Raw genomic sequence first — 26493 nt, 5'->3', positions numbered from 1 at the left:
CGCGTGGCTGCCATGATCCTCAAACGTCTGGGAGTTTCCGTCTTCGTGCTGCTGGCGGTGTCCCTGCTGGTGTTCGTGTTCACCCTCCTGCTCCCGGGGGACCCCGCCCAGGCGATCCTGGGACAGCAGGCCACCCCCGAGCGGTTGGCCGCACTGCGCGAGCAGCTGCAGCTCAACGACCCCTGGTACACCCGCTACCTCACGTGGCTCGGCGGGCTGTTCGTGGGGGACCTCGGGACCTCCGCCGCCACGGGCGGCTCCGTGAACGCACTGCTCGCGAGCAAGGTCTCCGCGTCCATGGTGCTCATGGTCATCTCCGCGGTGATCGCGATCCCCGTGGGCCTGCTGCTCGGCACGTGGTCCGCCATGCGCCGCGGCCGCGCCTCGGACCAGGTGCTCACGGGCTTCTCCCTGGTGCTCGCCGCCCTGCCCGAGTTCGTGATCGGCGTGATCCTCACCACCCTGCTGTCCACCACGGTGTTCAAGCTGCTGCCCTCGGTCACCATGGCCGCCCCCGGCATGAAGGTGTGGGACTACCCCCTGCAGCTGATCCTGCCGTCGCTGACCCTCGTGCTCGTGGTGGTGCCCTACATGATCCGCATGACCCGCACCACCATGATCGACGTCCTGGACTCCGGCTACGTGGAGATGGCCCGGCTCAAGGGGCTGCCCGAGCGCCAGGTGATCTTCAAGCACGCACTGCCGCACGCCGTGGGGCCGGTGGCCCAGGTGGTGGCCATGCAGCTCGCGTGGCTGGCCGGGGGCATCGTGGTGGTGGAGTTCCTCTTCCGCTTCCCGGGCCTCGGGCAGGCGATGGTGGACGCCGTGAACACCCGTGACGTGCAGGTGGTGCAGGCGCTGTCCATGATCATCGCCGCGTTCTACGTCGTGGTGAACCTCATCGCGGACGTGATCGGAATCCTTGCCAACCCCAAACTGCGGACGGAGTCCCGCTCATGAGCGCGCAGAACAGGGCGGACGTGCCGCCCCAGGAAACCGGGGGCACCTCGGCCGCGAGCGACGTCGTGGTGGCCGAGGACGCCCACGCGGCCACCACGGCCGGGCCGCGACCGCAGGACTTCGGGCACTCCGAGTCCCGCGGGGACGCGCGCCCCGTGTCCTTCGCGCGGCGCGTGGTGCAGCAGCCGGCGGCGAAGCTGGGCATCGTGCTCACGGCGCTCGTGCTGCTCGTGGCGGTGCTCGGACCCTTCGTGGTGCCGGCGTGGACCGGCTACGGCTCCAACTCGTTCGCCGGCAAACCGTTCCAGACCGGTGTGTTCGGCACCGACAACCTGGGCCGTGACGTGCTCTCCCGCTTCCTCGCGGGCGGCTGGCGGCTGCTGCTCTACTCGGCGCTGGCCACCGTGGTGGGCGTGGGGATCGGCGCGCTGCTGGGCATGCTGGCCGCGTTCCGCAGGGGCTGGCTGGACGCCGTGATCATGCGCGGCGGGGACGTGCTGCTGGCCATCCCGCAGCTCGTGTTCGCCCTGCTGGCCGTGACCGTGCTGGGACCGCAGGGCTGGGTGCTGGTCATGGTCATCGGCATCACCCACGCCCCGCGCGTGGCCCGGGTGATCCGCTCCTCGACCGCCGGGGTGGTGGCCGAGGACTACGTGCTCGCGTCCCAGATGTACGCCGTGCCGCAGTGGAAGATCCTCACCCGGGACGTGGTGCCCAACATCATGGGCCCCCTCATGGTGGAGGTGGGGCTGCGCCTGACCTACTCGATCGGCGCGGTGGCCTCCCTGTCCTTCCTGGGCCTGGGCATGCAGCCGCCCACCCCGGACTGGGGCCTGATGATCAACGAGAACCGGATCGCCCTGTCCCTGCAGCCGTGGGGCGTGATCCTGCCGGTGCTCGCCATCGCCGTGCTCACCGTGGGGACCAACCTGATTGCCGACGCCGTGGCCGGGGCCTCCGCGGGCCGGGTCCGCTCGACCGCGAAGAAGGGTGCCTGATGAGAAGGTCGGAACACAACGCCCGGAACAGGGTGCGCGCCACCACGGTTCCGCGCGCCACCGTGGACACCGCCATCACCGTGTCCCACCTGGACCTCGGGGTGATCGGCGGCGGGCTGATCCTGGACGACGTCAGCTTCACGCTGCACCCGGGGCGGATCCTCGCCCTCGTGGGGGAGTCCGGATCGGGCAAGACCACCGCGGCGCTCGCGTGCCTGAACCACCTGCGCGCGGGGCTCGAGCTGCGCGGCGGCTCCGTGCGCCTCGAGGAGGGTGCCTCGCGCTTCCACCGCAGCTCGGTGGACCTGCTCACGCTGCCCGAGAAGAAGATGCGCCGGTTGCGCGGCGGCACCCTCGCGTACGTGCCGCAGGACCCGGCGCTGTCCCTGAACGGCTCGTTGCGCGTGGGCGAGCAGATCCACGAGGTGCTGCGCGCCCACGAGTTCGGCCGCAACGCCGCGGAGCGGGACGCCCGCGTGGCCGAGGTGCTCTCCGAGGTGGGCCTGCCCGGTGACCGCGCCTACCAGCGCCGGTTCCCGCACGAGCTCTCCGGCGGGCAGCAGCAGCGCATCGGCATCGCCATGGCGTTCGCGTGCCGCCCCGCGGTGATCATCCTGGACGAGCCCACCACCGGGCTGGACGTGGCCACCCAGAGCCTGGTGCTCAAGACCATCTACCAGCTCACCACCAAGCACGACGTCGCCGGGCTGTACATCACCCACGACCTCGCGGTGGTGGCGCAAGTGGCCAACGACGTGGCCGTCATGCTCCACGGCTCCATCGTGGAGCACGGCCCCGCCGAGCGCGTCCTGCACCACCCCGAGCACCCGTACACGCGGGCGCTGCTCGACGCCGTGCCGGACATGCGCGGCGCCCGGGACATGGGCGGCGGGCCCTCCGTGAGCCCCGAGGTCTCGGTGCGCGCCCCGTGGGACGACGGCAGGGCCGCTCCCGGTCAGGCGGCTGCGCCCGCATCCGTCGCTCCCGCCCCCACGGCGGACGACGACGCCGCGGCGCCCGCGGATGCCGCCGCTCCGGCCGGGGCCCGCCCCGCCCCGGACCGCGCGGGTGCACCGGAGGACCCGGACAGCACGGCGGTTTCCCTGCCCGGTGCCGAGCGGTCGTCCGACGACCACAGCGGGTCCGGGGCCTTGCGCGCCGGGGACGGTGCAGGTGGGGAGCACGAACCCACCACCGGCTCGACGTCCGCGGCGACCACCAGTGGCGAGCACCCCGGAACCGGTGCGGTGGTGCGCGAACGGGGCGCGGGCGGCATCGTCGACAGGGGTGGGAAGGACGCACCCGTGGTGAGCGTGCGGAACCTGCGGATGGCGTACGGGCCCGCGGTGATCCTGGACGGCATCGACCTGGACCTGGCCGCCGGGCAGACCACCATGCTGCTCGGGGAGTCCGGGTCCGGGAAGACCACCCTGTCCCGCAGCGTGGCCGGGCTCAACAGCGGGTACACGGGCGAGGTGCTGCTGGACGGGCAGGTGCTCGCCCCGAGCACGCGGCGGCGCAGCAACGAGCAGCGCCGGCGCGTCCAGTACGTGTTCCAGTCCCCGTTCTCCTCGCTGAACCCGCGGCGCAGCATCGGCGACTCGCTGCAGGTGCCGCTGCAGATGACGGGCGGGATGTCCCGCGAGCAGCGGCGCGCGGCCGTGGCGGACGCGCTGGACGCCGTGCGGCTCGGACGCAGCTACATCGACCGTCGCCCCGGGGAGCTCTCCGGCGGTGAGCGGCAGCGCGCCGCGGTGGCGCGGGCGCTCGTGAACGCGCCGTCGCTGCTGGTGTGCGACGAGATCACCTCCGCGCTGGACGTGTCCGTGCAGGCCTCGGTGATCGAGCTGCTGCGCGAGCTGCAGCACGAGCGCGGGCTGGCCATGCTGTTCGTGACCCACAACATCGCGTTGGCCCGGCACATCTCGCACAAGCTGGCCGTGCTGGAAAAGGGCAAGCTGGTGGACTACGGCCCCACGGACGCGGTGCTGCGCAACCCCCGCCACAGCTACACCAGGGCGCTGCTGCGCCACGTGCCCACGCTGGAGAACGCGGGCTGACCCGTCGCCGCCAGCGCGTGGGGAGAGGTTCTGACACGAATTTCTCGCGTTCCGGGGTCAGATCCTCTCCTCACACGCTGCCGCGCCCGCTTCCGCTCCCGCGTTCATGGAAGGCGGAGGGCAGCGCCTCCGCACCGTCACCGGCCGGGCGGGTCCGTGCGCCGCGCCACCGCGATCAGCTCCGCCGCCAGGCCCTGCGTCCGGCGGGGGCCGTGCCACACGGCGCGCAGCTCACGGCGCAGGTCCAGCACCGTGGGGACCTGCACGAGCGTTCCGGCGGCCACGGCGTCGTCCACCGCCAGCCGGCTGAGCACCGCCGGCCCGGAGCCCGCCTGCACACTCACGCGCACGGCGGCGTTGCTGGGCATCTCCAGCAGGGAGCTCACGGGAGCCCCCAGCGCCTCGTCCAGAGCCATGCGCGTGCCGGAACCGGCCTCCCGGGTGATCAGAGGCGTGGCAGCGAGCTCGGCGGTGGTCACCGGGTCCTGCCGCGAGGCCCACGGGTGCCCCGGCGGCACCACGAGCACGAGCTCGTCCCGCGCCACCACCGTGTGGTGCACCCCGGAGGGAGGTGCGGGGGCCTCGATGAATCCCACGTCCGCGGCGCCGCGCAGCACGTCCCGGGCCACCTCGTGGGAGTTGTGCACCGTGACGCGCACCCGTGACTCCGGGTGGGCGGAACGCATCTCCGCAAGCCACCGGGGGAGCAGGTGCTCCGCCACGGTCTGGCTCGCGGACACCCGCAGCGACGACGACCGGGAGGTGTCCTGCGCGAGGAGGGCGGCGCCGTCGACGAGCTTGCGCGAGGCCCCGACCACGTCCCGCGCCCACTCCGTGACCAGCAGCCCCGCCGGCGTGAGCGTGGACCCGCGGGTGGAGCGGTGCAGCAGGGGGACACCCACCGAGCGCTCCAACCGGGCCATGGAGCGGCTCGCGTTGGGCTGGGCGGTGCCCACGGCGCGGGCCGCGGCGGCCAGGCTGCCGTGGTCCGCGACCGCCACGAGCAGTTCGAGCGCCGCCACATCCGGCCACTGAGACATATCCGCAGGATATACCCCGGATACGGGATGGAGGGCTACCGGGGCGAGCATGACAGCCGCATCCTGGAGTGATGAGCCGCCCTTCCCAGCCCGCTGCCGCGCCCTCTGCCGCTTCCGTGAACGCGCCCGCTGCCCCCTCCGCGCGCCCGGGGACCACTGCCTCCCGGACCGCCGACCCGTCCCGGGGCCAGAACTCCTCCCGCAGTGCACCCGCCACGAAGCGCACGGTCACCTCCCTCCCGCTGCCTCCCGCGGGCCCGCAGTGGTACGGCTCGCTCATGGGCACGGGCATTGCGGCGACCCTCACACAGACCCTGGGTGGTGACCTTCCCGGCGCCAGGGGGCTCGCGGTGGCGCTGCTGGTGGTCGGGTGGTGCGTGTTCGTGGGCCTGACCGCGGCTTTCGCGGCGCGGATCGCCCGGCGCCCGGCGGTGCTGGCGCAGACCATCCGGGACCTCCCGGTGCTCGCCACGTGGGGCATGGTGTCCATGGGCATCCTCGCCCTGGGGTCGGCGACCGCCACCGTGGTGCCCGCCCACTGGCCCTCGCTCGCGTCGCCCGCGTGGGTGGTGGACGGCGTGCTGTGGAGCGTGGGCACCGTGCTGGGCATCCTCACGGCACTCGGGTTCGCCGTACGACTGATCGGCCGTGACGTGGGCGCACCCACCACCACGTGGGGGCTGCCGATCGTGCCGCCCATGGTCTCTGCGACCACCGGCGCCGCACTCGTCCCCCACCTGGCCACCCGCCCCGCGCAGCTGCTGCTCGTGATCGTGGCCGTGGCGTGCTTCTTCCTGGCGCTGGTCCTGGGCATGGTGGTGTTCGCGGTGGCCTACCACCACCACTGGCGGGTGGCCCCGCTGCCGCTGACCGCGTCCACGAGCGCGTGGATCCCGCTGGGCGTGGTGGGCCAGTCCACAGCGGCGGCGCAGGCGCTCGCGGTGCAGGCGCAGCACTTCGTGCTTCCCGAGGACGCGGGCACGCTGACCTGGCTCGCGAACCTCTACGGGACCGTCATGCTCACCCTGGGGGTGCCCCTGATCGCCTGGGCCACGGTCATGACACTGCGCGGATTCCGCAACGGGATGCCCTTCTCCCCGGGCTGGTGGGCGCTGACCTTCCCCGTGGGCACGGTGTGCCTGGGGCTGCACGGCATGGCGGGTGGCACCGGCATCCGGGCGTTCGGGATCGCCTCGGACGTCGTCTGCCTGATGCTGCTGTTCAACTGGGCCCTGTGCGGGGTGGCCACGGTGCGGGCGGTCAGGGCCCACACCGTGGGCACGTCGCGGGCACCGGTCGCGGCGCGCGGGTGATGATGTGCTGGGTGAACGGCCGGGGCGGCGTCGTCCTCCCGCTCGCGGTGCGCGACGACGCCGCTCCGCACGGTGTGACCGCTGCGACACCCCGCGCTCCGGCTGGCTAGCATGGGGGTCATGAAGGCTACCGAAGAATCGCTCGTCCGCCCCCAGATCCAGGGCCACACCGGGGTGCTCACCCTCACCCGGGAGAAGACCCTGAACGCGCTGAACCGGAGCATGTACCACCAGCTGGTGGACGCCCTGCAGATGTGGCGTGACGATCCCGCGATCACCGAGGTGGTCGTGCGCTCCGAGCTGCCCAAGGCGTTCTGCGCGGGCGGTGACATCAAGGAGGTGCGCACCGCCGCGCTGGAGGGTCACGAGGACGAGATCCGGGACGCGTTCGGCACCGAGTACTCCATGAACGCGGTGATCGCCCGCTACCCCAAGCCGTACGTGGCCATGATGAACGGGATCGTGATGGGCGGCGGCATGGGGCTCTCGGTCCACGGCTCGCATCGGGTCGTCACGGAGACCACGGTCATGGCCATGCCGGAGACCGCGATCGGCTTCTTCACGGACGTGGGGGCCAGCTGGTTCCTGCCGCGCGTCACCCGCGGCGCCGGGGCCGCCATCGACGACGACGCCGCCCGCCGCGAGTCCCTCGCCGTGGGTCGCTACCTCGGGCTGGCCGGTGTGCGGATCACCGGGGCGGACGCGATCGCCCTGGGCCTGGCGGACGTGTTCATCGACTCCTCGGACGTGGACGCGTTCGTGGAGACCGTCACCACGGACGGTGTGGATGCCGCGGTGGAGAAGTACTCGAAGGACGCCCCCGAGTCCGAGTTCCCCGCCCGGTGGGACGAGATCGTGGCGACCTACGGCGCGGACACCCTGGAGGAGGTCGTGCGCAATGCGGGCTCGGACCTGGACGGCATGAGCCCCACCTCGCTCGCCCGCGTGTTCGAGCTGCTGACCAAGGGCTCCGAGGACGACGACGTGGTGTCCTGCCTGGAACGCGAGCTGCGCATGGCGGAGGACACCGCGGTGGGCCACGACTTCATCGAGGGCGTGCGCGCCATGGTGGTGGACAAGGACAAGACCCCGCAGTGGGAACCGGCCACCGCCGCCCAGGTGGACGAGGATCGCATCCGGGCTCTGGTGTCCGAGAAGTCGGAGCTGCCCATCCGGGTCTGAGCTGCCCATCCGCATCTGAACCGCGCAGACCCCCTGAGACGCCGACACCCCGCACACGAGGACGTGTGCGGGGTGCCGTGCTGCGTGCCGCTGCTGCGGGTTCCCCGTGGCTTCCGGCGCACGCCCGTGTCCGGACCTGCGGGCTCGACCGGGTGGTGTCGGCGCCGGGCTGCCCGGGCGCCGGGTCGGGACCGAGCCCGCGCCCGCATGGTGAGGGTGCGCGCGGGGCCGGCTGTGAGGCGTCGTCGTTCGCGCGGGTGCTGGGAGCTCAGCCCAGGGGCGAGGGGCTCTGCGAGGTGTCCGGGGTGAGCGGGTCCGAGCCCACGGAGCCGCGGGCGCGCGCGATGGCCGCCATGAGGTGGTAGACCACCAGGGCAGCTGCGGTGCCCAGGGCGATGCCCGCGAAGTCGAGCCCGGCCACGGACCAGGTGTAGTCGCCGATGCCCACGATCATGGCGATCGCCGCGGTGGTGAGGTTGACCGGGCTGGAGAAGTCCACGCGGTTCTGCACCCAGATCCGCACGCCCAGCATGCCGATCATGCCGTAGAGCACGGTGGCCGCGCCGCCCAGCACGCCCTGGGGGACGGTCGCGACGGCCGCGCCGAACACGGGGGTCACGCTGAGCAGGATCGCGACGAGCGCGGCCACCCAGTAGGCCGCGGTGGAGTACACGCGCGTGGCGGCCATGACCCCGATGTTCTCCGCGTACGTGGTGGTGCCGGAGCCGCCGCCGGCGCCCGCGATCATGGTGGCCAGGCCGTCGGACATGATGGCGCGGCCGGTGTAGGGATCCAGGTCGTCGCCGGTCATCAGCGCCACGGACTTCACGTGGCCGATGTTCTCCGCCACGAGCACCAGGATCACGGGGATGAACAGCCCGGCCATGCTGAGGTGGAACTCGGGCGTCTGGAACTGCGGCAGCCCGAACAATCCCTGCTGCTCCCACGCGGCCTGGATGGCGTCGAACTCCACCTCGCCGCGCAGCACCGCCGTGAGGTAGCCGATGGCCACGCCCAGCAGGATGGACAGCCGCCCCAGCAGGCCACGGAACAGCACGGAGATCAGCACGATGGACCCCAGTGTGACCAGCGCGGTGACGGGTGCGGCCGTGAAGTTCTCCTTGGCGGACGGTGCCAGGTTGAAGCCGATCAGCGCCACGATGGTGCCCGTGACTGCCGGGGGCATGAGCTTCTGCAGCCACCCCGTGCCCGCGACCTGCACGATCACACCGATCAGGAACAGCGCCGCACCGGCCATGATCACGCCGCCGAGCGCGCCACCCGGGCCGTACTGGTTCACGGACGCGGTGATCGGGGCGATGAACGCGAACGAGGACCCCAGGTAGCTGGGCACCCGACCCGCGGTGACGACCAGGAACAGCACCGTGCCGATGCCCGAGAAGAACAGCGTGGTGGCCGGCGGGAAGCCGGTGAGCAGCGGCACCAGGAACGTGGCGCCGAACATCGCCACCACGTGCTGCGCGCCGATCGAGATGGTCCGCGGCCACGCCAGCCGCTCCCGCGGGGTCACCACGTCCCCCGGGGCCAGGTGCCTGCCGTCCCCGTGCAGCCGCCAGTTCAGGCCCAGGCGACCGACGACGCCGCCGCGCCGGTCCTGCTCGCGCGGTGCCTGTTGCTCGTGGCGCGTGGGCGGGGTGTGGTCGGGGGAAACCGGCGAACTCATGGGTGCTCCTTGTCCTGGGCGGGCCGTGGGTGCCGCCCCGAGGATTCTAGTGCGGGAGTGGGGGCCCGACTGGCGGTGCGGGGCCCACGCGCGGTGGCGAGGGCGCCGGGGGAGGCGGCCGTGCGGCGTCGTCGGCCCCTGGCGAGAAACCTACGGGCGAGTAGGGTGAGTGACGGGGGCCACGCCCGTGGCCGCCGGGCCCGCGGGAGGCCGACTCGCGCGAGCGTGACTCACACAGAAGTGGGGAGGACATCATGGCTGAACTGACCAACGTGACCGTGATCGGATCCGGGGTGCTCGGATCGCAGATCGCTTTCCAGGCGGCGTACTTCGGCAAGACCGTGACCGTGTACGACATCAGCGAGGAGATCGTCGGGGCGCTGCCCGGCAAGTGGGAGAAGCTGTCCCTGCTGTACACGCGGGACATGGCGGCCACCCCCGAGCAACTGGAGGCGGCCAAGGCCCGGTTGAGCGGCACCACGGATCTCGAGGCGGCCCTGCAGGACGCGGACATCGTGATCGAGGCGGTGCCCGAGAACCTCGAGCTCAAGAAGAAGGTGTGGTCCCAGATCGGTGCGGCCGCGCCGGAGAAGACCGTCCTGTGCACCAACTCGTCCACGCTGCTGCCCAGCGACATTGCCGAGTCCACAGGCCACCCGGAGCGGTTCCTGGCGCTGCACTTCGCCAACGAGGTGTGGCGCAACAACACCGGCGAGGTCATGGGCCACGCCGGCACGGACCCCGCGGCAGTGCAGGCCGTCCTGCAGTTCGCGGAGGAGATCGGGATGGTGCCGATCCACATCCAGAAGGAGCAGGCCGGCTACATCCTCAACACCCTGCTGGTCCCGTTCCTCACGGCGGCATCGCACCTGTGGGTCAACGACATCGCGCAGGCGGAGGACATCGACAAGACGTGGCGCACGGCCACCGGCTCGCCGCTGGGCCCCTTCCAGATCCTGGACCACGTGGGCATGGAGACCTACTACCAAATCAACCTCAACGCGGGGACCGAGGAGTCCCAGCGGGTCGCGGAACGCGTGAAGCGGGAGTTCATCGACAAGGGCCACATGGGCCGCAGCTCGGGGCAAGGGTTCTACACGTACGAGTGAACCCCCGGCCGAGCCCGGTGTGGAGCCCGGCACGGCCGCGGCCTACGATGGGCAATAACGGAGCACATGCAGATCTGAGCGCCATTTTCTGCGTTTGCTCCGTTATTGCACGCCTCCTGCGGGAGTCATTCCGCCGCAGCGGCCCGGCGCGCAGGCGCGTCACCGTCGCACAGCCTGACGACGCCACACGGTGACCCCTCGCACCCAGTCGACGGCGCGGCGTCGCCGGGTGTCGCGGCACCCGAAGCGACTTCGGACGTGAGCCCGGGCGCGGTCCCGGGAACGGCCCGAGCGGCGTCGCCCCCGTCCGCCGCCCCCGGTGCGAACGCCGCGGGGCGCACCCTTGGGGACGCCGAGGGCGGGCCGCTAGCCTGAACCCGTGCACCCCGCAGAGCTGAGCCCGTCCACCCAGGACTACCTGAAGACCATCTGGCGGCTGGGCGAGTGGGAGCCGGAGCGGGTGACCACCACCTCGCTGGCCGCACGCATGGGGCTGGCGGCCTCCACCGTGTCCGAGGCGTTGAAGAAGCTCACCGCGCAGGGCTTGGTGACCCGGCCCTCCTACGGGGTCGTGGAGCTGACGCCCGAGGGTCGTGAGGTGGCCGTGCACATGGTGCGCCGCCACCGGATCCTGGAGATGTTCCTGGCCACCGAGCTGGGCTACTCGTGGGACGAGATCCACGACGAGGCCGAGGTGCTCGAGCACGCCGTGACCGACCGCTTCATCGACCGTGTGGACGCGAAGCTCGGCCACCCCCGGGCCGATCCGCACGGGGACGCGATCCCCTCGCGGGACGGGGTGGTCGTCCCTGCCCCGGCGGTGCCGCTCGCGGACGTCACCCGTCCGGAGCCCGTGCGGGTCGCGCGCGTCTCGGACGAGAGTCCCGAGGTCCTGCGGGTACTCGCGGAGGCGGGGATCCGGCCGGGCGCGGTGCTGCGGGTGCTTCCGGGCCCGGCCCGCAGTGCCACGGTGCGTGTGCGCGTGGCCGGCGGGGGCACGACGCCGGGCGGTGTCGTTCCGGGGGACGGCTCGCCCGCTGCTCAGCAGTCGCAGACTGCTCCCGGCACCCCGGGCGGGGACGCCACCACTGGTGACGCCGTGGAACTCGGCATCCTCGTGGCGGAGGCCGTCTGGGTGCAGCCCGCCGCCCACGCGAGCTGAGCGGGCCCGCCCGCCGCGTCCCGTGCCCCTGCACCCCCGCCAGGTGAACAGCGGGTGACTGCAACATGTCCTACCCTTGAATGAACACGAATGCGAGTGCGGCGGCACACCACGCCCTGGCCGCGGCGGTGCGGGCTGGCACCGGTGATCGAGAAGCGCGAGGTCCACAACATGTCCGAGGGTTTTCTGCGCGCGAGCAGACGGCTGGGCCGATGGACGGGCCGAGGGCTCTGCTACGGCCTGATCTGGCTGGGCCTCACCCTGCTGGCGGCCGCCGGGGTGATCCGGCACTACTGGGGCCAGATCTCCGTGGGACAGATGCGCATGAACCTGGTCTCCGTGCAGACGGATGGCGGTGGCGGGTCGATCGTGTGGGTCTCGGTGCTGCTGATCGGCGTGCTCCCCGTGCTGCTGACCCTGGCGGTCGCGCTGGGCCGGTGGGGGTGGCGGCGTCGCCGTCCGGCCGGGCGCCCGGCGCGGGCCCCGCGCCGCGTGGTCCGCTCCGCCTCCGCGATCGCGGTGGCAGCGGTCGTGGTGGGAGGCACCGCGAGCTTCGCGTCCGCGGTGGACCTGCCCCGCTACGTCAAGGCCGCCAAGTCCCCGCACGACATCGGCTCGCGCTACGTCCAGCCCACCGTCACCGGGGAGGCGGGCAAGCGCAACCTGGTGGTGGTTTACCTCGAGTCCGGGGAGCAGACCCTCGCTGACGACCAGCTGTTCGAGAAGAACGCGTTCGCGCCCCTGGAGGACGTCACCCGGGCGGAGGACGGCTGGCGCAGCGTCACCGACCTGCAGCAGTACGAGGGCGGCGGCTGGACCATGGCCGGACTCGCCTCGACCCAGTGCGGCATTCCCCTCAAGAGCTCGGGGGAGGGCATCAGCTCGAGCGACATCGGCGCTGGGATGGAACAGTACCTGGGCGGTGTCACGTGCCTGGGGGACGTGCTGCAGAACCACGGTTACACCAGCACGTTCCTGGGCGGGGCCAACTCCTCGTTCGCCGGCAAGGACGCCTTCCTGCGCTCGCACGGCTACACGGAGGACAAGGGGCTCGCGGACTGGCGGGCCGCCGGCGAGCCGGAGAAGAACTTCCGCGGTGACTGGGGGCTCAGCGACGAGAGGCTCATGGCCCACGCGAAGGACGAGGTGGACCGCCTGCACGCCGAGGCAGAGCTCACGGGCCAGCCGTTCAACCTGTCCATGCTCACCCTGGACACCCACGAACCGGTGCACGTCTACGACTCCTGCGGCGTGGACACCCAGAACCAGGTGACCTCCGTGTTCGCGTGCTCCATGACGCAGGTGGCGGGTTTCATCGAGCACATGAAGGCCCGGGGCTACCTGGAGGACACCTCCGTGGTGGTCATGGGGGACCACCTCAAGCACATGAGCGCCGGGGACGCGTTCCACGAGCAGCTGGACCACCACCCCAACCGCACCATCTTCAACCGCGTGTGGATCCCGGGGGAGTCCTCGGACCAGCCCCTGCGGGCGGGCGCGGACCAGCTGTCCATGTACCCGACCCTCCTGGAGGCGGCGGGGCTGTCGGTGCACGACGGCGCCGCGGGCCTCGGCACGTCCGTCCGGCGGCAGGAGCCTCCCCAGGGCGCGGCCCAGGCCATGGACCCGGAGGAGTACGCCCAGCTGCTCGAGTCCCGCTCGGCCGAGTTCTACGCGCGCGCGTGGAATCCGCAGGACCCGGTGCGCTGAGGGTACCGACCGCTGGAGCCCCGGCGGTGGTTCCGGCCGCCCCGGCCGGTGGTCAGCGCTCGGGGAGCAGTCTGGCCCGCGCCGTGTCCGCGGCGCCGCGTGCGCGACCCCGCACGGTTGAGACCTCGTCCCGCGCGCGGCGGGCCACGCGGTAGGCCGCGTACCGCGGTGCACTGACCGGCAGGTCCCACGTGCCGCCGAGGGCGACGTCCGCCCCGCCGAACGACCGTTTGAACGCGCTGAACCCGGTCCAGGGATGGCCGGGGTCGTTGGCGGAGGCCACGCCGAAGAGGTCCGCCACGCGCTGACCCTGGGCCGCGGCGTCGAGCAGCGCCTGGACGATCAGCGGCTGGTTGGGCCGCAGCTTGCGCAGCGCGGCGTCCATCCCCGAGTGGGCGAACACCCGTGTGGTGGGCGAGTCGTAGGTGAGCAGCGCGCTGACCACGGCGCCGTCCACGGAGCTCATGTAGGCGGTGCAGCTCCCGGTCTCGCGCAGCACGCGGGCGGCCGTGCGGAGGTAGTCGGAACCGTGCGCGGTGAAACCCCGGCGCCCCGCCGTGCGGTGCAGCAGCTCGATCACGGCGTCCGCGCCGCTCGGGTGGGTGCTCGACTCCAGGGTGATGCCCTTGTCCCGGTGGCGGCGCCACAGGTTCCGGTTGGTGCCGGTCATGGCCCCAAGGATCCCGCCCGGCTCCCGCGTGAGATCCACCCACCGTGTGTAGGCCGGCTGGATGTCACGGGGTGCGGGGCGCGCACCGTGAGCGGTCAGTGCGGCGGCGAGCACCGGGGCGGTCGCGTTCTGCCGCCGCACGGCATCCGTGAAGCCCTCGCCCGACGACGCCGCCGCCTGCGGTTCCACGCGCAGCCAGCCGATCCGCGCGGCCCGGGCCGCGCTCCGCAGCTCGGTGAGGGCGTCCGGCAGGGCCTCCGGGTGGCTGAGCACGGGGCCGTACGGCGCGTACCAGAGCCTCCCCGCGCGTGACGTCTCCTCGACCACCAGGGCGTGCCAGCCGGGCCCCGAGAAGAGGTGGGTGGCGCGGCCCAGGGCTGCCTGGAAGCGGTGCCACGGTTCGGACTGCAGCACGCCAGCGGGTCCGAGAACGGTCGAGGGGTCTGGGGCGGGGGTGTGCCTCATGCGGGGGTCTCATCCTTGAGTGGTGCCCCCGGGGCGAGGGATCGTCCACGGTGCCGCGAGGGTCGGTGCTCATTGAAGCGCCAACCTCAGCCGCAGTCAACACCCCGGCACCCGGCACAGTCACGCGGTGGTGTGCCGGGTGCCGGACGCCCAGGCCGCAGGCACCCGGCGCCGCTCAGAAGTCCCGCGAGTCCTCCGGAGAGCGGCCCGGGGCGATGCGCTGCAGGTGCACCCTGCGGGTGATGCGGATGCTCGGGCGGATGAGCACCAGCGCGCTGCCCACCACGACCAGCTACGTGGCCACGTACATCGTGGAGTCGTTGAAGAACAGGAACGAGCCCACCAGGAAGATGATCCCGATCAGGATGTCGTTGGCGATCGACAGCGTCTCGTAGCGGCCGCGGATCACGATCTCGTGGTGACGTCCCGCGGGCACGTCGATGGGGTGGGTGCCCGGGTGGTGCGCGGCGGCGGACGCGGCGTCATGCGCTGCCCAACCTCAGCCGATGACCGAGTCCACCAGGGCCTTGGCCTCCTGCTGCACCTGCTTGAGGTGCTCCTCACCCTTGAAGGACTCGGCGTAGATCTTGTAGACGTCCTCCGTGCCGGAGGGGCGGGCCGCGAACCACGCGTTCTCGGTGGTGACCTTGAGCCCGCCCACGGGGGCACCGTTGCCGGGGGCCTCCGTGAGCTTGGCGGTGATGGGCTCACCGGCCAGGGTGTCCGCGGTGACCTGCTCGGCGGAGAGCTTCTTGAGAGCGGCCTTTTGCTCGCGGTTGGCCGGGGCATCGATGCGCTGGTAGACGGGATCCCCGAACTGCTCCGTGAGCTCGCGGTAGCGCTGGGAGGGGGTCCTGCCGGTGGTGGCGGTCATCTCCGCGGCGAGCAGCGCCAGGATGATGCCGTCCTTGTCCGTGGTCCACACGGAGCCGTCCCGGCGCAGGAAGGACGCCCCCGCGGACTCCTCGCCGCCGAAGCCGATGGAGCCGTCCAGCAGGCCCGGCACGAACCACTTGAAGCCCACGGGCACCTCGTCCAGGCGGCGGCCCAGGGACTGTGCCACGCGGTCGATGATCGAGGAGGACACCAGGGTCTTGCCCACGCCCGCGTCGCCACGCCAGCCGTCACGCGTGCGGTAGAGGTAGTCGATGGCCACCGCGAGGTAGTGGTTGGGGTTCATGAGCCCGGCGTCCGGGGTCACGATGCCGTGGCGGTCGCTGTCCGCGTCGTTGCCCGTGGCGATGTCGTACTTCTCCCGGGCCCCGATCAGAGATGCCATGGCCGAGGGGGAGGAGCAGTCCATGCGGATCTTCTCGTCCCAGTCCAGGGTCATGAACGCCCACTGCGGATCCACGGTGGGGTTCACCACCTCCAGGTTCAGCCCGAAGCGCTCGCCGATCTCCTGCCAGTACGCCACGGACGCCGAGCCCATGGGGTCCGCACCGATGCGCACCCCGGCGGTCTTGATGGCGTCCAGGTCGATGATCTCGGGCAGCGCGGAGACGTAGCTGTCCAGGAAGTCGAACGTGCCCGTGGTCTCCGCGTCCTTCGCGTCCTCCAGGGGTACGCGCCGCACGCCGTCCAGGCCCGCCTCGATGAGCTCGTTCGCGCGGTTCGCGATCCACTCGGTGGCGTCCGTGTCCGCGGGGCCACCGTGCGGGGGGTTGTACTTGAAGCCACCGTCCGTGGGCGGGTTGTGGGACGGGGTGATCACGATCCCGTCCGCACGGTCCTCGGGCTCGGACGCGTTGTACGTGAGGATCGCGTGGGACAGCGCCGGGGTGGGCGTGAAGCCGTCCCGGGAGTCCAGCAGCGTGCGCACGCCGTTGGCCGCGAGCACCTGCAGGGCGGTGTCCTGCGCGGGCCCGGACAGCGCGTGGGTGTCCCTGCCCATGAACAGCGGTCCGGTGATGCCCTGCCCGGCGCGGTACTCCACGATCGCCTGGGTGATCGCCGCGATGTGGTGCTCGTTGAACGAGGTCTTCAGTGAGGAACCACGGTGCCCGGAGGTCCCGAACACCACGCGCTGGTCCGGGTTCCCGGCGTCCGGCACCCGCTCGGTGTAGGCCGCCAGGAGCTGGTCGATGTCCACGAGGTCACTGGGTTGGGCAACGGTGCCCGCACGGTTGGTCATGCCACCAACCTAGTCCCGAAAGCGCGCCCCGTCAGGCCGTGCGCCGCTCGGTTTCGGGCCCCGCCCCCGCCACGGCGGACGACGACGCCGCACGGCCCCCTCCTGCGCGCGGGCGGCGCCGTGCGCGGAGGGGCACTCAGGCGACGAGGTGTGCGTGCGGCGTCGTGGGCGGGTCCAGCTGGGCGGCCAGCGCGAGCAGCTGCGCCTCCGAGGACGCGCGCCCCACCAGCTGCACGCCCATGGGAACCGGCCCGGGGTAGTCCCCGGACCCGGGGGTGCGCCACGTGGTGGGCACCGTGATGGCGGGCAGCCCGATTACGTTCACCACCGAGGTCCACGGCGTGTACTGGCACTGCCGCAGGTAGTCCTGGTCCGCGCCCGCCGGATCCGCGATGTCGAAGCCCTTGTGGTACCAGCCCACGGGCCGCGGGGGCATGGCGAGAGCCGGGGTGAGAATCATGTCGAAACGGGAATACTGGCGGATCAGGTCCGCCTCGATGCCGCGCAGCACGGCGAACGCGTCTGCGAGCTCCACCGCACTGCGGGAGAGTGCGCGCTCGCGGAACGAGCGGGCGAGGCCGGTGAGCAGGTGCTCGGCGCCGTCGAGCGGCAGCTGGCCCATGGCGGTGGTCCACAGCCGGGAGAAGGCCTCGGGGTACGCGGGATCGTAGTGGAGATCGGCGTCCTCCACCGTGTGGCCCAGGGACTCGAGCCTGCGGATCCCCTCGTCCAGCGCGGCGCGCGCCTCGGGGGACACCGTGATCTCGTACGTGGCGTCGAAGGGCGAGGCCGTGCTCACCCCGATGCGCAGGGGGCGATGACCCCACGGCGCGTCGCCCTGCAGGGCGCGATCCACGACCCGCGAGAACGAGGGTTCCGGCACGGCCACCACGGGCCGGTCGATGCGCTCGTGGCCCGGGGTGCCGCACAGCACGTCCATGAGCAGGGCGGCGTCCGCGGCGGTACGGGTGATGGGTCCGTTGACCCCCAGCTGGCCGACGTTGGACAGCGCGTCGCTGCTGGGGACCCGACCCCGGCTCGGTTTGAGCCCGATGAGCCCGCACGCCGCGGCCGGAATCCGTACGGAACCGCCGCCGTCCGAGCCGATGGCCGCGGGGAGGATGCCCGCGGCTACGGCGGCGGCCTGGCCTCCGGAGGAACCTCCGGCCGAGCAGTGCAGGTCAAAGGGGTTGCGCGCCGGAGGGTACAGGCGGTTCTCGGAGTAGCAGTTGAGCAGGAACTCGGGCACCTGGGTCTTGCCGAGCAGCACGGCGCCGCTGTCCTGCAGGGTGGCGGCGAGCTCGTCCGAGCGTTGCGCCCGCGGGATGCTTCCGTCCGCCCCGCGGGTGGTCAGTGAGCCCCACGAGGTGGGCATGCCGGCGACGTCGTGCCCGTCCTTCAGGGACAGGGGGACACCGCGCAGGGCGGCCGCTTTCGCGTGCTCCCGGGTGGTTCCGCCGGATCGTTCGGATGCCGGTGCCGGAGAGTCTTCGAGCAGACCCCCGCAACGCAGCCGCTGGTCCGCGGCGCGGGCGCTCTCCAGCGCGGCATCCCGTGCCACGTGGACGAACGCCCCCAGGTGCTCGTTCAGCGCGTCGATGCGGTCCAGGGCATCCGAGGTCAGGGACTCGCTCGTGGTCTCGCCGCCGCGCAGTGCCGCGACGGTCTCGGTCAGGGTGGGGAAGTGCGCCACGGGATCCTCTCGCGCGGTCGGTGAACGGTGGGGAATCAGGCGGTGGGCGTGGTGGCGGGGGCCGCGGTCTCGGCGGCCCGGCGGCGTCGCAGGTTGCGGCGCACGAGCGGCCAGAACACGACGAGCACCGCCACCGCCACGAGGCTCGTCCACACCTGGGTGCGGCTCGCCGCGTCCGAGACCAGCATGACCACCACGATTCCCGCGACGGCCACGATCACCAGGATGCCGAGCCACGGGTGCAGCCAGATCTTGAGCTTGAGGTTCGCCCGCTCCTCGGGGCTCATCTGCGACCGCAGCTTCATCTGGGTGATGGCCACGAACACGTACACGAACAGGGCCACCAGGCCCGCCGAGTTCATGATGAAGTCGAAGATCCCGGACTCCGGAGCCAGGAAGTTCACGAACACCGCCGCATAACCGCCCAGGGTGGAGGCGAGGACCGCCACCGCGGGGACGCCGTTCCTGGACTTGCGGGCCACGATGCGCGGAGCCAGCCCCTCACCCGCCAGGGCGGAGAACATGCGAGCGGCGGAATACAGGCCGGAGTTCAGCACGGAGCACACCGCGGTGAAAATCACGATGCTCATGATCATCTCCGCGCCAGGCACGCCGAAGCGCTCGAAGACGTGCGCGAACGGCGCCTGCACGTCCGGGTCCGGAAGCTGGTTCCAGGGGACGATGGTGACGATCAGCAGGACGGATCCCACGAAGAAGATCAGGATGCGCCACACCACGGTCACGGTGGCCTGGCGGATGCCCTTGGCAGGGTCCTCGGACTCCGCGGCGGCCATCACGGCGATCTCGGTGCCGAAGTAGGAGAAGATCACCACGGCCACGCCGGAGATCACGGCCCAGCCGCCCTGGGGTGCGAAGCCGCCGTGCTGCCAGAGGTTGGGGATCGAGAAGTCGGCGCCCGGCCACAGCCCGAACGCGAAGAGGGTGCCCACCGCCAGGAAGACCACGATCACGGCCACCTTGATGCTCGCGAGCCAGAACTCCACCTCACCGAAGGAACGCACGGAGATCAGGTTGGTGGCGGTGAAGACCAGCAGCAGGACCACCGAGCCCAGCCACACGGGCATCGCCGGGAACCACCCCGCGAGCAGCGAGCCACCCACCACGGCCTCGAACGCGATCACACCCACCCAGAAGTACCAGTAGAGCCAGCCGACGAAGTACCCGGCCCAGTCGCCCAGGCCCACGCGCGCGTACTCCATGAACGAGCCCACGGCGGGGCGCGACGCCGCCATCTCCCCGAGCATCCGCATGGCCAGGAACACGAGCAGCCCGCCCAGCAGGTAGGAGAGCACCGCGGCCGGACCCACCAGACGGATCACATTGCCCGAGCCCACGAACAGGCTGGCGCCGATGATCCCGCCCAGCGTGATCATGGTGACGTGGCGCGAGCGCAGCGCCTTGTGGGTGATCTCGGGGGAGTCACCCTCGGCCGCAGGGGCGGCGGAGCTGCCGGTCGGTGCCGGTCCCTGTGGTGCTTTGCCGGTGCTCATGGCTGGTCCTTTCGACCGCAGGAGAGGTGGTGGCGGTGGCTGCGGATAGGTGAGTTCTACCACACGAGGGGCGCGGGCGGCGTCGTCGTACGCCGTGCGGCGCACGGGTGGATCTGCACCGTTGCCGCAGGTCCGGGCCAGCCGCGGTGGAACGGTGCCGGCCCGGGCCCGGTGCCGCGGCAGGTCCGGGCCACGCGGCGTCGTCGTGCCGGGCAGGAGAGCGGGATACAAACGGGCGGCCACCGGAGAACCGGTGGCCGCCCGTCAGGGTGCATGAGACGTCAGATCCCCAGGATCAGGCGCCGACCTCCTGGATGGCCGCGGCGAACACGCCGAGGGCGTCGCGCAGCAGGTCCATGTCGATGACCAGCGGCGGGAGCAGGCGCACAATGTTGCCGTACGTGCCGCACGTGAGGATCGCGACGCCCTGCTCGAGGCAGCGCGCGGCGATCTGCTTGGCGGCGTCCGGGTTGGGCTCCGTGGTGCCGGGCTTCACGAACTCGAGAGCGATCATCGCGCCGCGGCCGCGGAGGTCGCCCACCACGGGGGAGGACTCCGCCACGGAACCGAGCTCCTCGCGGATGACCTTCTCGATCTCCTGCGCACGCGCCACGAGATCCCACTCCTCGATGGCCTCCAGGGCGCCGAGGGCCGCCGCGCACGCGACCGGGTTGCCGCCGTAGGTGCCGCCCAGGCCGCCGGGGTGCACGGCGTCCATGATCTCCGCGCGGCCCACCACGCCGGACAGCGGCATGCCGCCGGCAATGCCCTTGGCGAAGGTCACGAGGTCCGGCTCCACGCCCTCGTGCTCGGACGCGAACCATGCGCCGGTGCGCGCGATGCCCGCCTGGACCTCGTCCGCGACGAACACGGCGCCGTTCTCGCGGCACCACGAGGACAGCGCAGGCAGGAAGCCCTCGGCCGGCACGATGAACCCGCCCTCGCCCTGGATGGGCTCAATGACCACGGCGGCCACGTTCTCCGCGCCCACCTGCTTCTCGACCATGGTCAGTGCGCGCTTCGCGGCCTCGGTGCCCGTCATGCCCTCGGGGTCGCGGAACGGGTAGGACATGGGCACTCGGTAGACCTCGTTGGCGAACGGCCCGAAGCCCTGCTTGTACGGCATCACCTTGGCGGTCATGGCCATGGTGAGGTTGGTGCGCCCGTGGTAAGCGTGGTCGAACACCACGACGGCCTGGCGCTTGGTGCGCACGCGCGCGATCTTCACGGCGTTCTCCACGGCCTCGGAGCCCGAGGTGAACAGCGCGGTGCGCTTGTCGAAGGACCCGGGGGTCAGCTGCGCCATCTTTTCGCCCACGGCCACGTAGTCCTCGTACGGGGTGACCATGAAGCACGTGTGGGTGAACTTGGCCACCGCGTCCTGGACGCGCGCCACCACCTTGGGGTTGGAGGCGCCCACGGACGTCACGGCGATGCCGGAGCCCAGGTCCACCATCTGGTTGCCGTCCACGTCCTTGATCACGCCGCCGTCCAGCTCGTCCGCGAAGACGGGCAGGGAGGAGGCGACGCCGGCCGCGACGGTCTGCGCGCGGCGCTCGGCCAGTGACTGGGACTTCGGGCCGGGAATGCTGGTCACCAGCTCGCGTTTCTGCGGAAGCCGGTACTCGATCTCTGCCATCTCTGATGGTCCTTTCGTGCTGTGCGCGGCGCTGCGCCGCGGGATGCGGTGCGGGCGGATCGGGCCCGCGGAATCCGGTGCGGGGATCAGGCCCAGGGGGAGGGCATGCCCATGTACTGCACGGTGGTGTACTCGGCGATGCCCTCGGCGCCGCCCTCGCGGCCCACGCCGGACTCCTTCACACCGCCGAACGGTGCCGCCGCGTTGGAGATCACGCCCACGTTCAGCCCCAGCAGGCCGTACTCGATGCGCTCGCCGATGCGCAGCGCGCGGGAGATGTCCTCGGTGAACACGTAGGAGGCCAGGCCGTACTCGGTCATGTTGGCCAGGCGCACGGCGTCGTCCTCGTCCGTGAAGGTGGTCATGGGCGCCACGGGACCGAAGATCTCCTCCTGGAACACGCGGCACTCCTCGCTCACGCCGGTGAGCAGGGTGGGCTCGAAGAAGTAGCCGGGCCCGTCCACGGGCTTGCCGCCCACGACGGCGCTCGCGCCCTTCTCGAGTGCGTCCTGGACGAACTCGTTGACCGAGTCCAGGGCCTTCTTCTCCACCATGGGGCCCACGGTGGAGTCCTCATCCAGGCCGTTGCCGGGCTTGAGCGCCTTGAGCTTGGCCGCGAACTTCTGCGAGAACTCCTCGGCCACGGACTCGTGCACCAGGAAGCGGTTGGCGGCGGTGCACGCCTCGCCCATGTTGCGCATCTTGGCGGCCATGGCGCCCTCCACGGCCTTGTCCAGGTCCGCGTCCTCGAACACGATGAACGGGCCGTTGCCACCCAGCTCCATGGAGGTGCGCAGCACGTGGTCCGTGGCGGTCTTCATGAGCTGCTTGCCCACCGGGGTGGAGCCCGTGAAGGACACCTTGCGCAGGCGCGGGTCCGCCATGATCGGATCCGAGACGTTGGACGCGGACTTGGAGGACACCACGTTCAGCACGCCCGCGGGGATCCCCGCCTCGATCATGAGCTTGGCGAAGAGCTGGGAGGTCAACGGGGTCAGGCGCGCGGGCTTGAGGATCATGGTGCAGCCCGCGGCCACGGCGGGTGCCACCTTGCGGGTGGCCATGGCCAGCGGGAAGTTCCACGGGGTGATCAGCAGGCACGGGCCCACGGGCTTGTGGGACACGAACATCTTGAGGTTGCCCTCGGGCGTGGACGCGTAGCGGCCGTAGTGGCGCACGGCCTCCTCGGAGAACCAGCGCAGGAACTCCCCGCCGTAGACCACCTCGCCCCGGGCCTCCTTCAGCGGCTTGCCCATCTCCAGGGTCATCAGCAGCGCGAGGTCCTCCTTGTGCTCCTGGACCAGGTCGAAGGCGCGGCGCAGGATCTCGGAGCGCTCGCGGGTGCTCGTGCGGGCCCAGGACTCCTGGGCGTTCGCGGCGGCGTCCATGGCCGCATGCGAGTCCTCCTCGGTGGCCGAGGCGAGCGTGGCCAGGATCTCGCCGGTCGCGGGGTTCTCGACGTCGAACGTGCCGCCGTCCGAGGCGTCACGCCACTCACCGTTGATCAGAAGACCCTTGGGGGTCGCCTCGAGGACGGCGGAGACCTTGTCGTGGATGCTCATCTTTTTCCTTTCGGCGCGCGCCGGTGCGCGGCGATCTCGGGTTCGTGGGACGGGGCTGTCTGCGTTCATCGTATGCCCGGGCGCAAGGGGCGCCGGGCCCGAACCGTCCATTGTCCAGGGGGTGGACGCGTTCACCCCGATTGTTCTGGTTCGTGACGCCCATCATGCTCACCGCGGCCGTCGTCGGCGCTCCCGCGCGCCGCTCACCCGCGTCCCGGTACGACGCCGCACGGGGCCGTCCGCGACCGGCGCACCGCGGCCTCGTGGGCTTCTCGCCCTGGGTGAAACCCCTGCCGCGGCCGTGTGATGCGCCGTAGGCTCGGGTCATGGCTTACGCAACCACCAACCCCGCAACCGGGGAGACCGTCAAGACCTTCGAGACCGCCACGGACCAGCAGATCCGCGACGCCGTGGCCCGTTCCGCCAAGGAGTACACCTCCTGGCGCACCGTTCCGGTGGCGGAGCGCGCGCGGCTCATGCACGCCATGGCCGGTCTGTACCGCGAGCGCCAGGACAAGCTCGCCGCCCTGATCACCGAGGAGATGGGCAAGCCGCTGGCGCAGTCCGTGTCCGAGGTGCAGCTCGTGGCGGACATCTACGACTACTACGCGGACAACGCCGAGGAGTTCATGAAGGGCCGCACCTTGACGCCCTCCACGGGCGGCGAGGCCCGCGTGGTGCTCGACTCCACGGGTGTGCTGCTGGGGATCATGCCCTGGAACTTCCCCTACTACCAGGTGGCGCGCTTCGCCGCCCCCAACGTGATGCTCGGCAACACCGTCATCCTCAAGCACGCGGGCAATGTCCCGCAGGCCGCGCTCGTGCAGGAGCAGCTCTTCCACGAGGCGGGCTTCCCCGAGGACGTCTACATCAACGTGTTCGCGTCCAACGACCAGGTCGCGGAGATCATCATCCCGGATCCGGCGGTGCAGGGCGTTTCCCTGACCGGTTCGGAGCGGGCGGGCGCGTCCGTCGCGGCCACCGCCGGCAAGAACCTCAAGAAGGTTGTGCTGGAACTGGGCGGCTCGGACCCCTTCATCGTGCTGGACGCCGAGAACCTGGAGCGCACCGTCAAGCAGGGTGTCCTCGGGCGCATGAGCAACAACGGCCAGGCGTGCACCAACGCCAAGCGCTTCATCGTGCTGGAGGACGCCTACGACACCTTCGTGGAGAACTTCACCCAGGCCGTGCAGGGCGTGACCCCCGGGGATCCCATGGACCAGAAGACCTTCCTGGGCCCGCTGTGCGCCGTGGAGGCTCGCGACGAGATCATGGAGCAGGTCCAGGACGCCGTGGACAAGGGTGCCACCGTGCTCGCCGGCGGCAAGAAGCTCGACAAGCCCGGAGCATGGATGGAAGCCACCGTGCTCGCGGACGTCACCCCCGAGATGCGCGCGTACGCCGAGGAGATCTTCGGCCCCGTGGCCGTGGTCTACAAGGTCAAGGATGCGGACGAGGCCGTGGAGCTCGCCAACTCCTCGCCGTTCGGCCTGGGCGGCTCCGTGTTCGGCTCGGACGAGGCCGCCGCCGTGGAGGTCGCCCAGCGCGTGGACTCCGGGATGGTGTACGTCAACGAGACCACGGGCACCGCCCCGGACCTGCCCTTCGGCGGCGTCAAGCGCTCGGGCGTGGGCCGCGAGCTCGGGCCGTTCGGCATCGAGGAGTTCGCCAACAAGAAACTGATCCACACCCCCAAGAAGAAGTAGTCGGCACAGGCTCTTCGAGACCGCCGCCCCCGCGCCGCTCACGGTGCGGGGGCGGCGTCGTCCCCGGGGCCGGAGAGGCCGATGGAACCGGCGGAGGACCAGGGCTCCCGGGCCCCGAGTCGGCAGTTCCGCGGTCCGCCGTGGGCGGCGTCGTTCTCCGGCTCGACGACGCCGCACGGCACCCGCCGCGGGCGGACGTCAGTCCTCGCGCTGGTAGCGGATCTGGGAGCCCACCACCGTGGCCTCCACCACGGTGTCCCGCACGGCCTCCGCGTCCACGGTGAAGATGTCCCGGTCCACGCACACGAAGTCCGCGAGCATCCCGGGGGCCAGGCAGCCCTTCTGGTTCTCCTCGTACGAGGCGCGGGCCACGGCGTGGGTGTAGTAGGAGACGGCTTCTGGGCGGGTGATGATCTCGTGCGGCTGCCACCCGCCCTGGGGGGAACCGTCCCGGGTGCGCGTGATGGCCGCGTGGATGCCGTGGAACGGGTTGGGATCCTCCACGGGGGCGTCGGAGCCGAAGACCAGCTCGGCCCCCGCCCGGCGGAGGCTGTTCCACCCGTAGGCCACGAGGTCCCGGTCCTCCAGGAACCCGTTGAGGGGGATGTCCGTGGTGCAGTGCATGGGCTGCAGGGAGGCCGTCACCTCCAGCTGCCGGAAGCGAGGGACGTCGCTGCGCTTGACGTACTGGGCGTGCTCGATCCGGTGGCGCAGTCCGAAGGCCCGGGAGATGGCCTGGTTCGCCGCAATGGCGTCAAGGGCCTCGGTGGCCGCCTGGTCCCCGATGGCGTGCACGGCGGCGGCGATCCCCGCTGAAGCCGCCCGGTGGATCCAGTGCTCCAGCTCCTCGGGCTCCATCACCGCCATTCCGTGGTCCTGGGTGCCGGGCCACGCCTCGGACATGTGGCACGTGTGCGAGCCCAGGGCACCGTCCGCGAAGAGCTTGAGCGGGCCCATGGAGATCCACTCGTCCCCGGAGTGGGTGCGGATCCCGCGCCGGATGAAGTCCTCGATCTGCTCCTGCCGCAGGATCTTGTGCACCCGGATGTCCAGCTCGCCGCGGTCGTGGAGCTTGCGGTAGGCGTGCAGGCAGTCCACGCCGTCGATGTCGTGGATGGAGGTGATGCCGCGCTTGAGCAGCTCGCGCTGGCCCAGAGGAAGGTAGCTGTCGATGCTGCCGGAGATGTCCGACTGCATCAGCCCGTCCCGGATGGGGATCGCAGCGGCCTCCCTGAGCACCCCGGTGAGCTCACCGTGCTCGTCCCGCTCGAACTCCCCGCCGTCCGGGTCCCTCACGGTGCGGTCCAGACCGAGGACCTGCAGGGCCTTGGAGTTCAGCCACAGGGTGTGCAGGTCCAGGGAGCTCAGGGCCACGGGGATGCCCGGCGCCACCGTGTCCAGCACGTGGCGGTCCGGGCGCTCGGGGCTCGTCCACGCATTGATGTTCCACTGCCCGCCGAAGACCCAGGTCACGGAGTCATCGGCCATGGCCTGGGCCACGTGCGGGCGCAGCACGGCCATGGCCTCGTCCAGGGACGTGCAGTTCCTCAGGTCCGGCTCGATGAGCGAGCGCGAGTACATGGCGGAGTGGATGTGCCCGTCGCCCATGCCGGGAAGGACATATGCTCCGCCGAGGTCGGTGCGCTCTGTGCCCAGCGGCGCGAGGTCCCGCAGCTGCCGGTACTCGCCCACCGCCACGATGCGGTCCTCGGACGTGAGAATCGCATCGGGGTGGGGCATGTCGTGGGAGTGCCACTGGCCCCGGGGCGTCCAGCCCGTGGCGGGGTTCATGGCGTGGACCGTGGCATTGTGGAACAGGCGGTGCATGGAACTCCTCGTGGTGCGCTGAACGCGGCGACGGCCCGACTTCCGCGGGTCGTCACGGACCACCCTAC

The 26493-nt window shown here is 71.4% G+C and carries 19 protein-coding genes; 9 read left to right on the top strand and 10 right to left on the bottom strand.

Annotation, left to right across the window (positions count from 1 at the left end):
* The first annotated feature begins 3 nt into the window (after positions 1-3).
* Genes KRH_RS09720 through KRH_RS09710 form a run of 3 tightly spaced genes read left to right on the top strand, consistent with a single transcriptional unit; the run spans position 4 to position 4018 of the window.
* Positions 4-960, top strand: a complete 957-nt coding sequence (locus KRH_RS09720; protein ID WP_012399033.1) for an ABC transporter permease — start codon at positions 4-6, stop codon at positions 958-960.
* Positions 957-1958, top strand: a complete 1002-nt coding sequence (locus KRH_RS09715; protein WP_197524570.1) for an ABC transporter permease — start codon at positions 957-959, stop codon at positions 1956-1958. The genes KRH_RS09720 and KRH_RS09715 overlap by 4 nt, the downstream gene beginning before the upstream one ends.
* Positions 1958-4018 (top strand): ATP-binding cassette domain-containing protein, encoded by a 2061-nt coding sequence (locus tag KRH_RS09710; protein WP_226905834.1) that lies wholly within the window; start codon positions 1958-1960, stop codon positions 4016-4018. The genes KRH_RS09715 and KRH_RS09710 overlap by 1 nt, the downstream gene beginning before the upstream one ends.
* A gap of 137 nt (positions 4019-4155) precedes the next feature.
* Here KRH_RS09710 and KRH_RS09705 read toward each other — a convergent pair whose 3' ends face one another.
* On the bottom strand, positions 4156-5058 hold the full coding sequence (locus KRH_RS09705) for a LysR substrate-binding domain-containing protein (protein WP_012399030.1): 903 nt from the start codon (positions 5056-5058) through the stop codon (positions 4156-4158).
* A gap of 71 nt (positions 5059-5129) precedes the next feature.
* Here KRH_RS09705 and KRH_RS09700 point away from each other — a divergent pair, with 71 nt between their 5' ends.
* Together KRH_RS09700 and KRH_RS09695 are read left to right on the top strand one after the other, a co-directional pair.
* Complete coding sequence (locus tag KRH_RS09700) at positions 5130-6371, top strand: TDT family transporter (protein WP_105590577.1); 1242 nt, start codon at positions 5130-5132, stop codon at positions 6369-6371.
* 120 nt (positions 6372-6491) lie between these two features.
* Positions 6492-7553 (top strand): enoyl-CoA hydratase/isomerase family protein, encoded by a 1062-nt coding sequence (locus KRH_RS09695; protein ID WP_041297707.1) that lies wholly within the window; start codon positions 6492-6494, stop codon positions 7551-7553.
* A 268-nt stretch (positions 7554-7821) separates the two neighbouring features.
* Here KRH_RS09695 and KRH_RS09690 read toward each other — a convergent pair whose 3' ends face one another.
* Entirely contained in the window at positions 7822-9237 is a 1416-nt protein-coding gene (locus KRH_RS09690; protein ID WP_012399027.1) for a uracil-xanthine permease family protein, read from the bottom strand.
* A 254-nt stretch (positions 9238-9491) separates the two neighbouring features.
* Here KRH_RS09690 and KRH_RS09685 point away from each other — a divergent pair, with 254 nt between their 5' ends.
* The 3 genes from KRH_RS09685 (at position 9492) to KRH_RS09675 (ending at position 13218) form a co-directional block, all read left to right on the top strand.
* Positions 9492-10346 carry a 3-hydroxyacyl-CoA dehydrogenase gene (locus KRH_RS09685; protein WP_012399026.1) on the top strand — a complete coding sequence of 285 codons (855 nt, stop codon included), beginning with the start codon at positions 9492-9494 and terminating at the stop codon, positions 10344-10346.
* 379 nt (positions 10347-10725) lie between these two features.
* Entirely contained in the window at positions 10726-11508 is a 783-nt protein-coding gene (locus KRH_RS09680) for a metal-dependent transcriptional regulator (RefSeq protein WP_012399025.1), read from the top strand.
* 144 nt (positions 11509-11652) lie between these two features.
* Entirely contained in the window at positions 11653-13218 is a 1566-nt protein-coding gene (locus KRH_RS09675; protein WP_012399024.1) for a sulfatase-like hydrolase/transferase, read from the top strand.
* A gap of 52 nt (positions 13219-13270) precedes the next feature.
* Here KRH_RS09675 and KRH_RS09670 read toward each other — a convergent pair whose 3' ends face one another.
* From KRH_RS09670 to KRH_RS09640, 7 genes are all read right to left on the bottom strand, one after another.
* Entirely contained in the window at positions 13271-14353 is a 1083-nt protein-coding gene (locus KRH_RS09670; RefSeq protein ID WP_012399023.1) for a lipid II:glycine glycyltransferase FemX, read from the bottom strand.
* 292 nt (positions 14354-14645) lie between these two features.
* Positions 14646-14789, bottom strand: a complete 144-nt coding sequence (locus tag KRH_RS12850) for a YrhK family protein (protein ID WP_012399021.1) — start codon at positions 14787-14789, stop codon at positions 14646-14648.
* 63 nt (positions 14790-14852) lie between these two features.
* Positions 14853-16487 carry a phosphoglucomutase (alpha-D-glucose-1,6-bisphosphate-dependent) gene (pgm, locus tag KRH_RS09660; RefSeq protein ID WP_012399020.1) on the bottom strand — a complete coding sequence of 545 codons (1635 nt, stop codon included), beginning with the start codon at positions 16485-16487 and terminating at the stop codon, positions 14853-14855.
* A gap of 136 nt (positions 16488-16623) precedes the next feature.
* Positions 16624-18180, bottom strand: a complete 1557-nt coding sequence (locus KRH_RS09655; protein WP_012399019.1) for an amidase — start codon at positions 18178-18180, stop codon at positions 16624-16626.
* 35 nt (positions 18181-18215) lie between these two features.
* On the bottom strand, positions 18216-19691 hold the full coding sequence (locus KRH_RS09650; protein WP_012399018.1) for an amino acid permease: 1476 nt from the start codon (positions 19689-19691) through the stop codon (positions 18216-18218).
* Between the two features lie 295 nt (positions 19692-19986).
* Complete coding sequence (gene gabT, locus KRH_RS09645) at positions 19987-21330, bottom strand: 4-aminobutyrate--2-oxoglutarate transaminase (RefSeq protein WP_012399017.1); 1344 nt, start codon at positions 21328-21330, stop codon at positions 19987-19989.
* A gap of 86 nt (positions 21331-21416) precedes the next feature.
* The gene (locus KRH_RS09640) at positions 21417-22892 is read right to left on the bottom strand and encodes an NAD-dependent succinate-semialdehyde dehydrogenase (RefSeq protein ID WP_012399016.1); all 1476 of its coding nucleotides are present in this window, start codon (positions 22890-22892) and stop codon (positions 21417-21419) included.
* Positions 22893-23218: 326 nt separating this feature from the next.
* On the opposite strand from KRH_RS09640, the gene KRH_RS09635 reads away from it, so the two are divergent.
* The gene (locus KRH_RS09635) at positions 23219-24598 is read left to right on the top strand and encodes an NAD-dependent succinate-semialdehyde dehydrogenase (RefSeq protein WP_012399015.1); all 1380 of its coding nucleotides are present in this window, start codon (positions 23219-23221) and stop codon (positions 24596-24598) included.
* 198 nt (positions 24599-24796) lie between these two features.
* On the opposite strand, the gene KRH_RS09630 is transcribed toward KRH_RS09635, so the two are convergent.
* Entirely contained in the window at positions 24797-26425 is a 1629-nt protein-coding gene (locus KRH_RS09630) for an amidohydrolase (RefSeq protein ID WP_012399014.1), read from the bottom strand.
* Positions 26426-26493 lie beyond the last annotated feature (68 nt).

Source organism: Kocuria rhizophila DC2201 (assembly GCF_000010285.1).
Taxonomy (GTDB): domain Bacteria; phylum Actinomycetota; class Actinomycetes; order Actinomycetales; family Micrococcaceae; genus Kocuria; species Kocuria rhizophila_A.
This window is presented reverse-complemented; position numbering and strand designations above follow the sequence as displayed.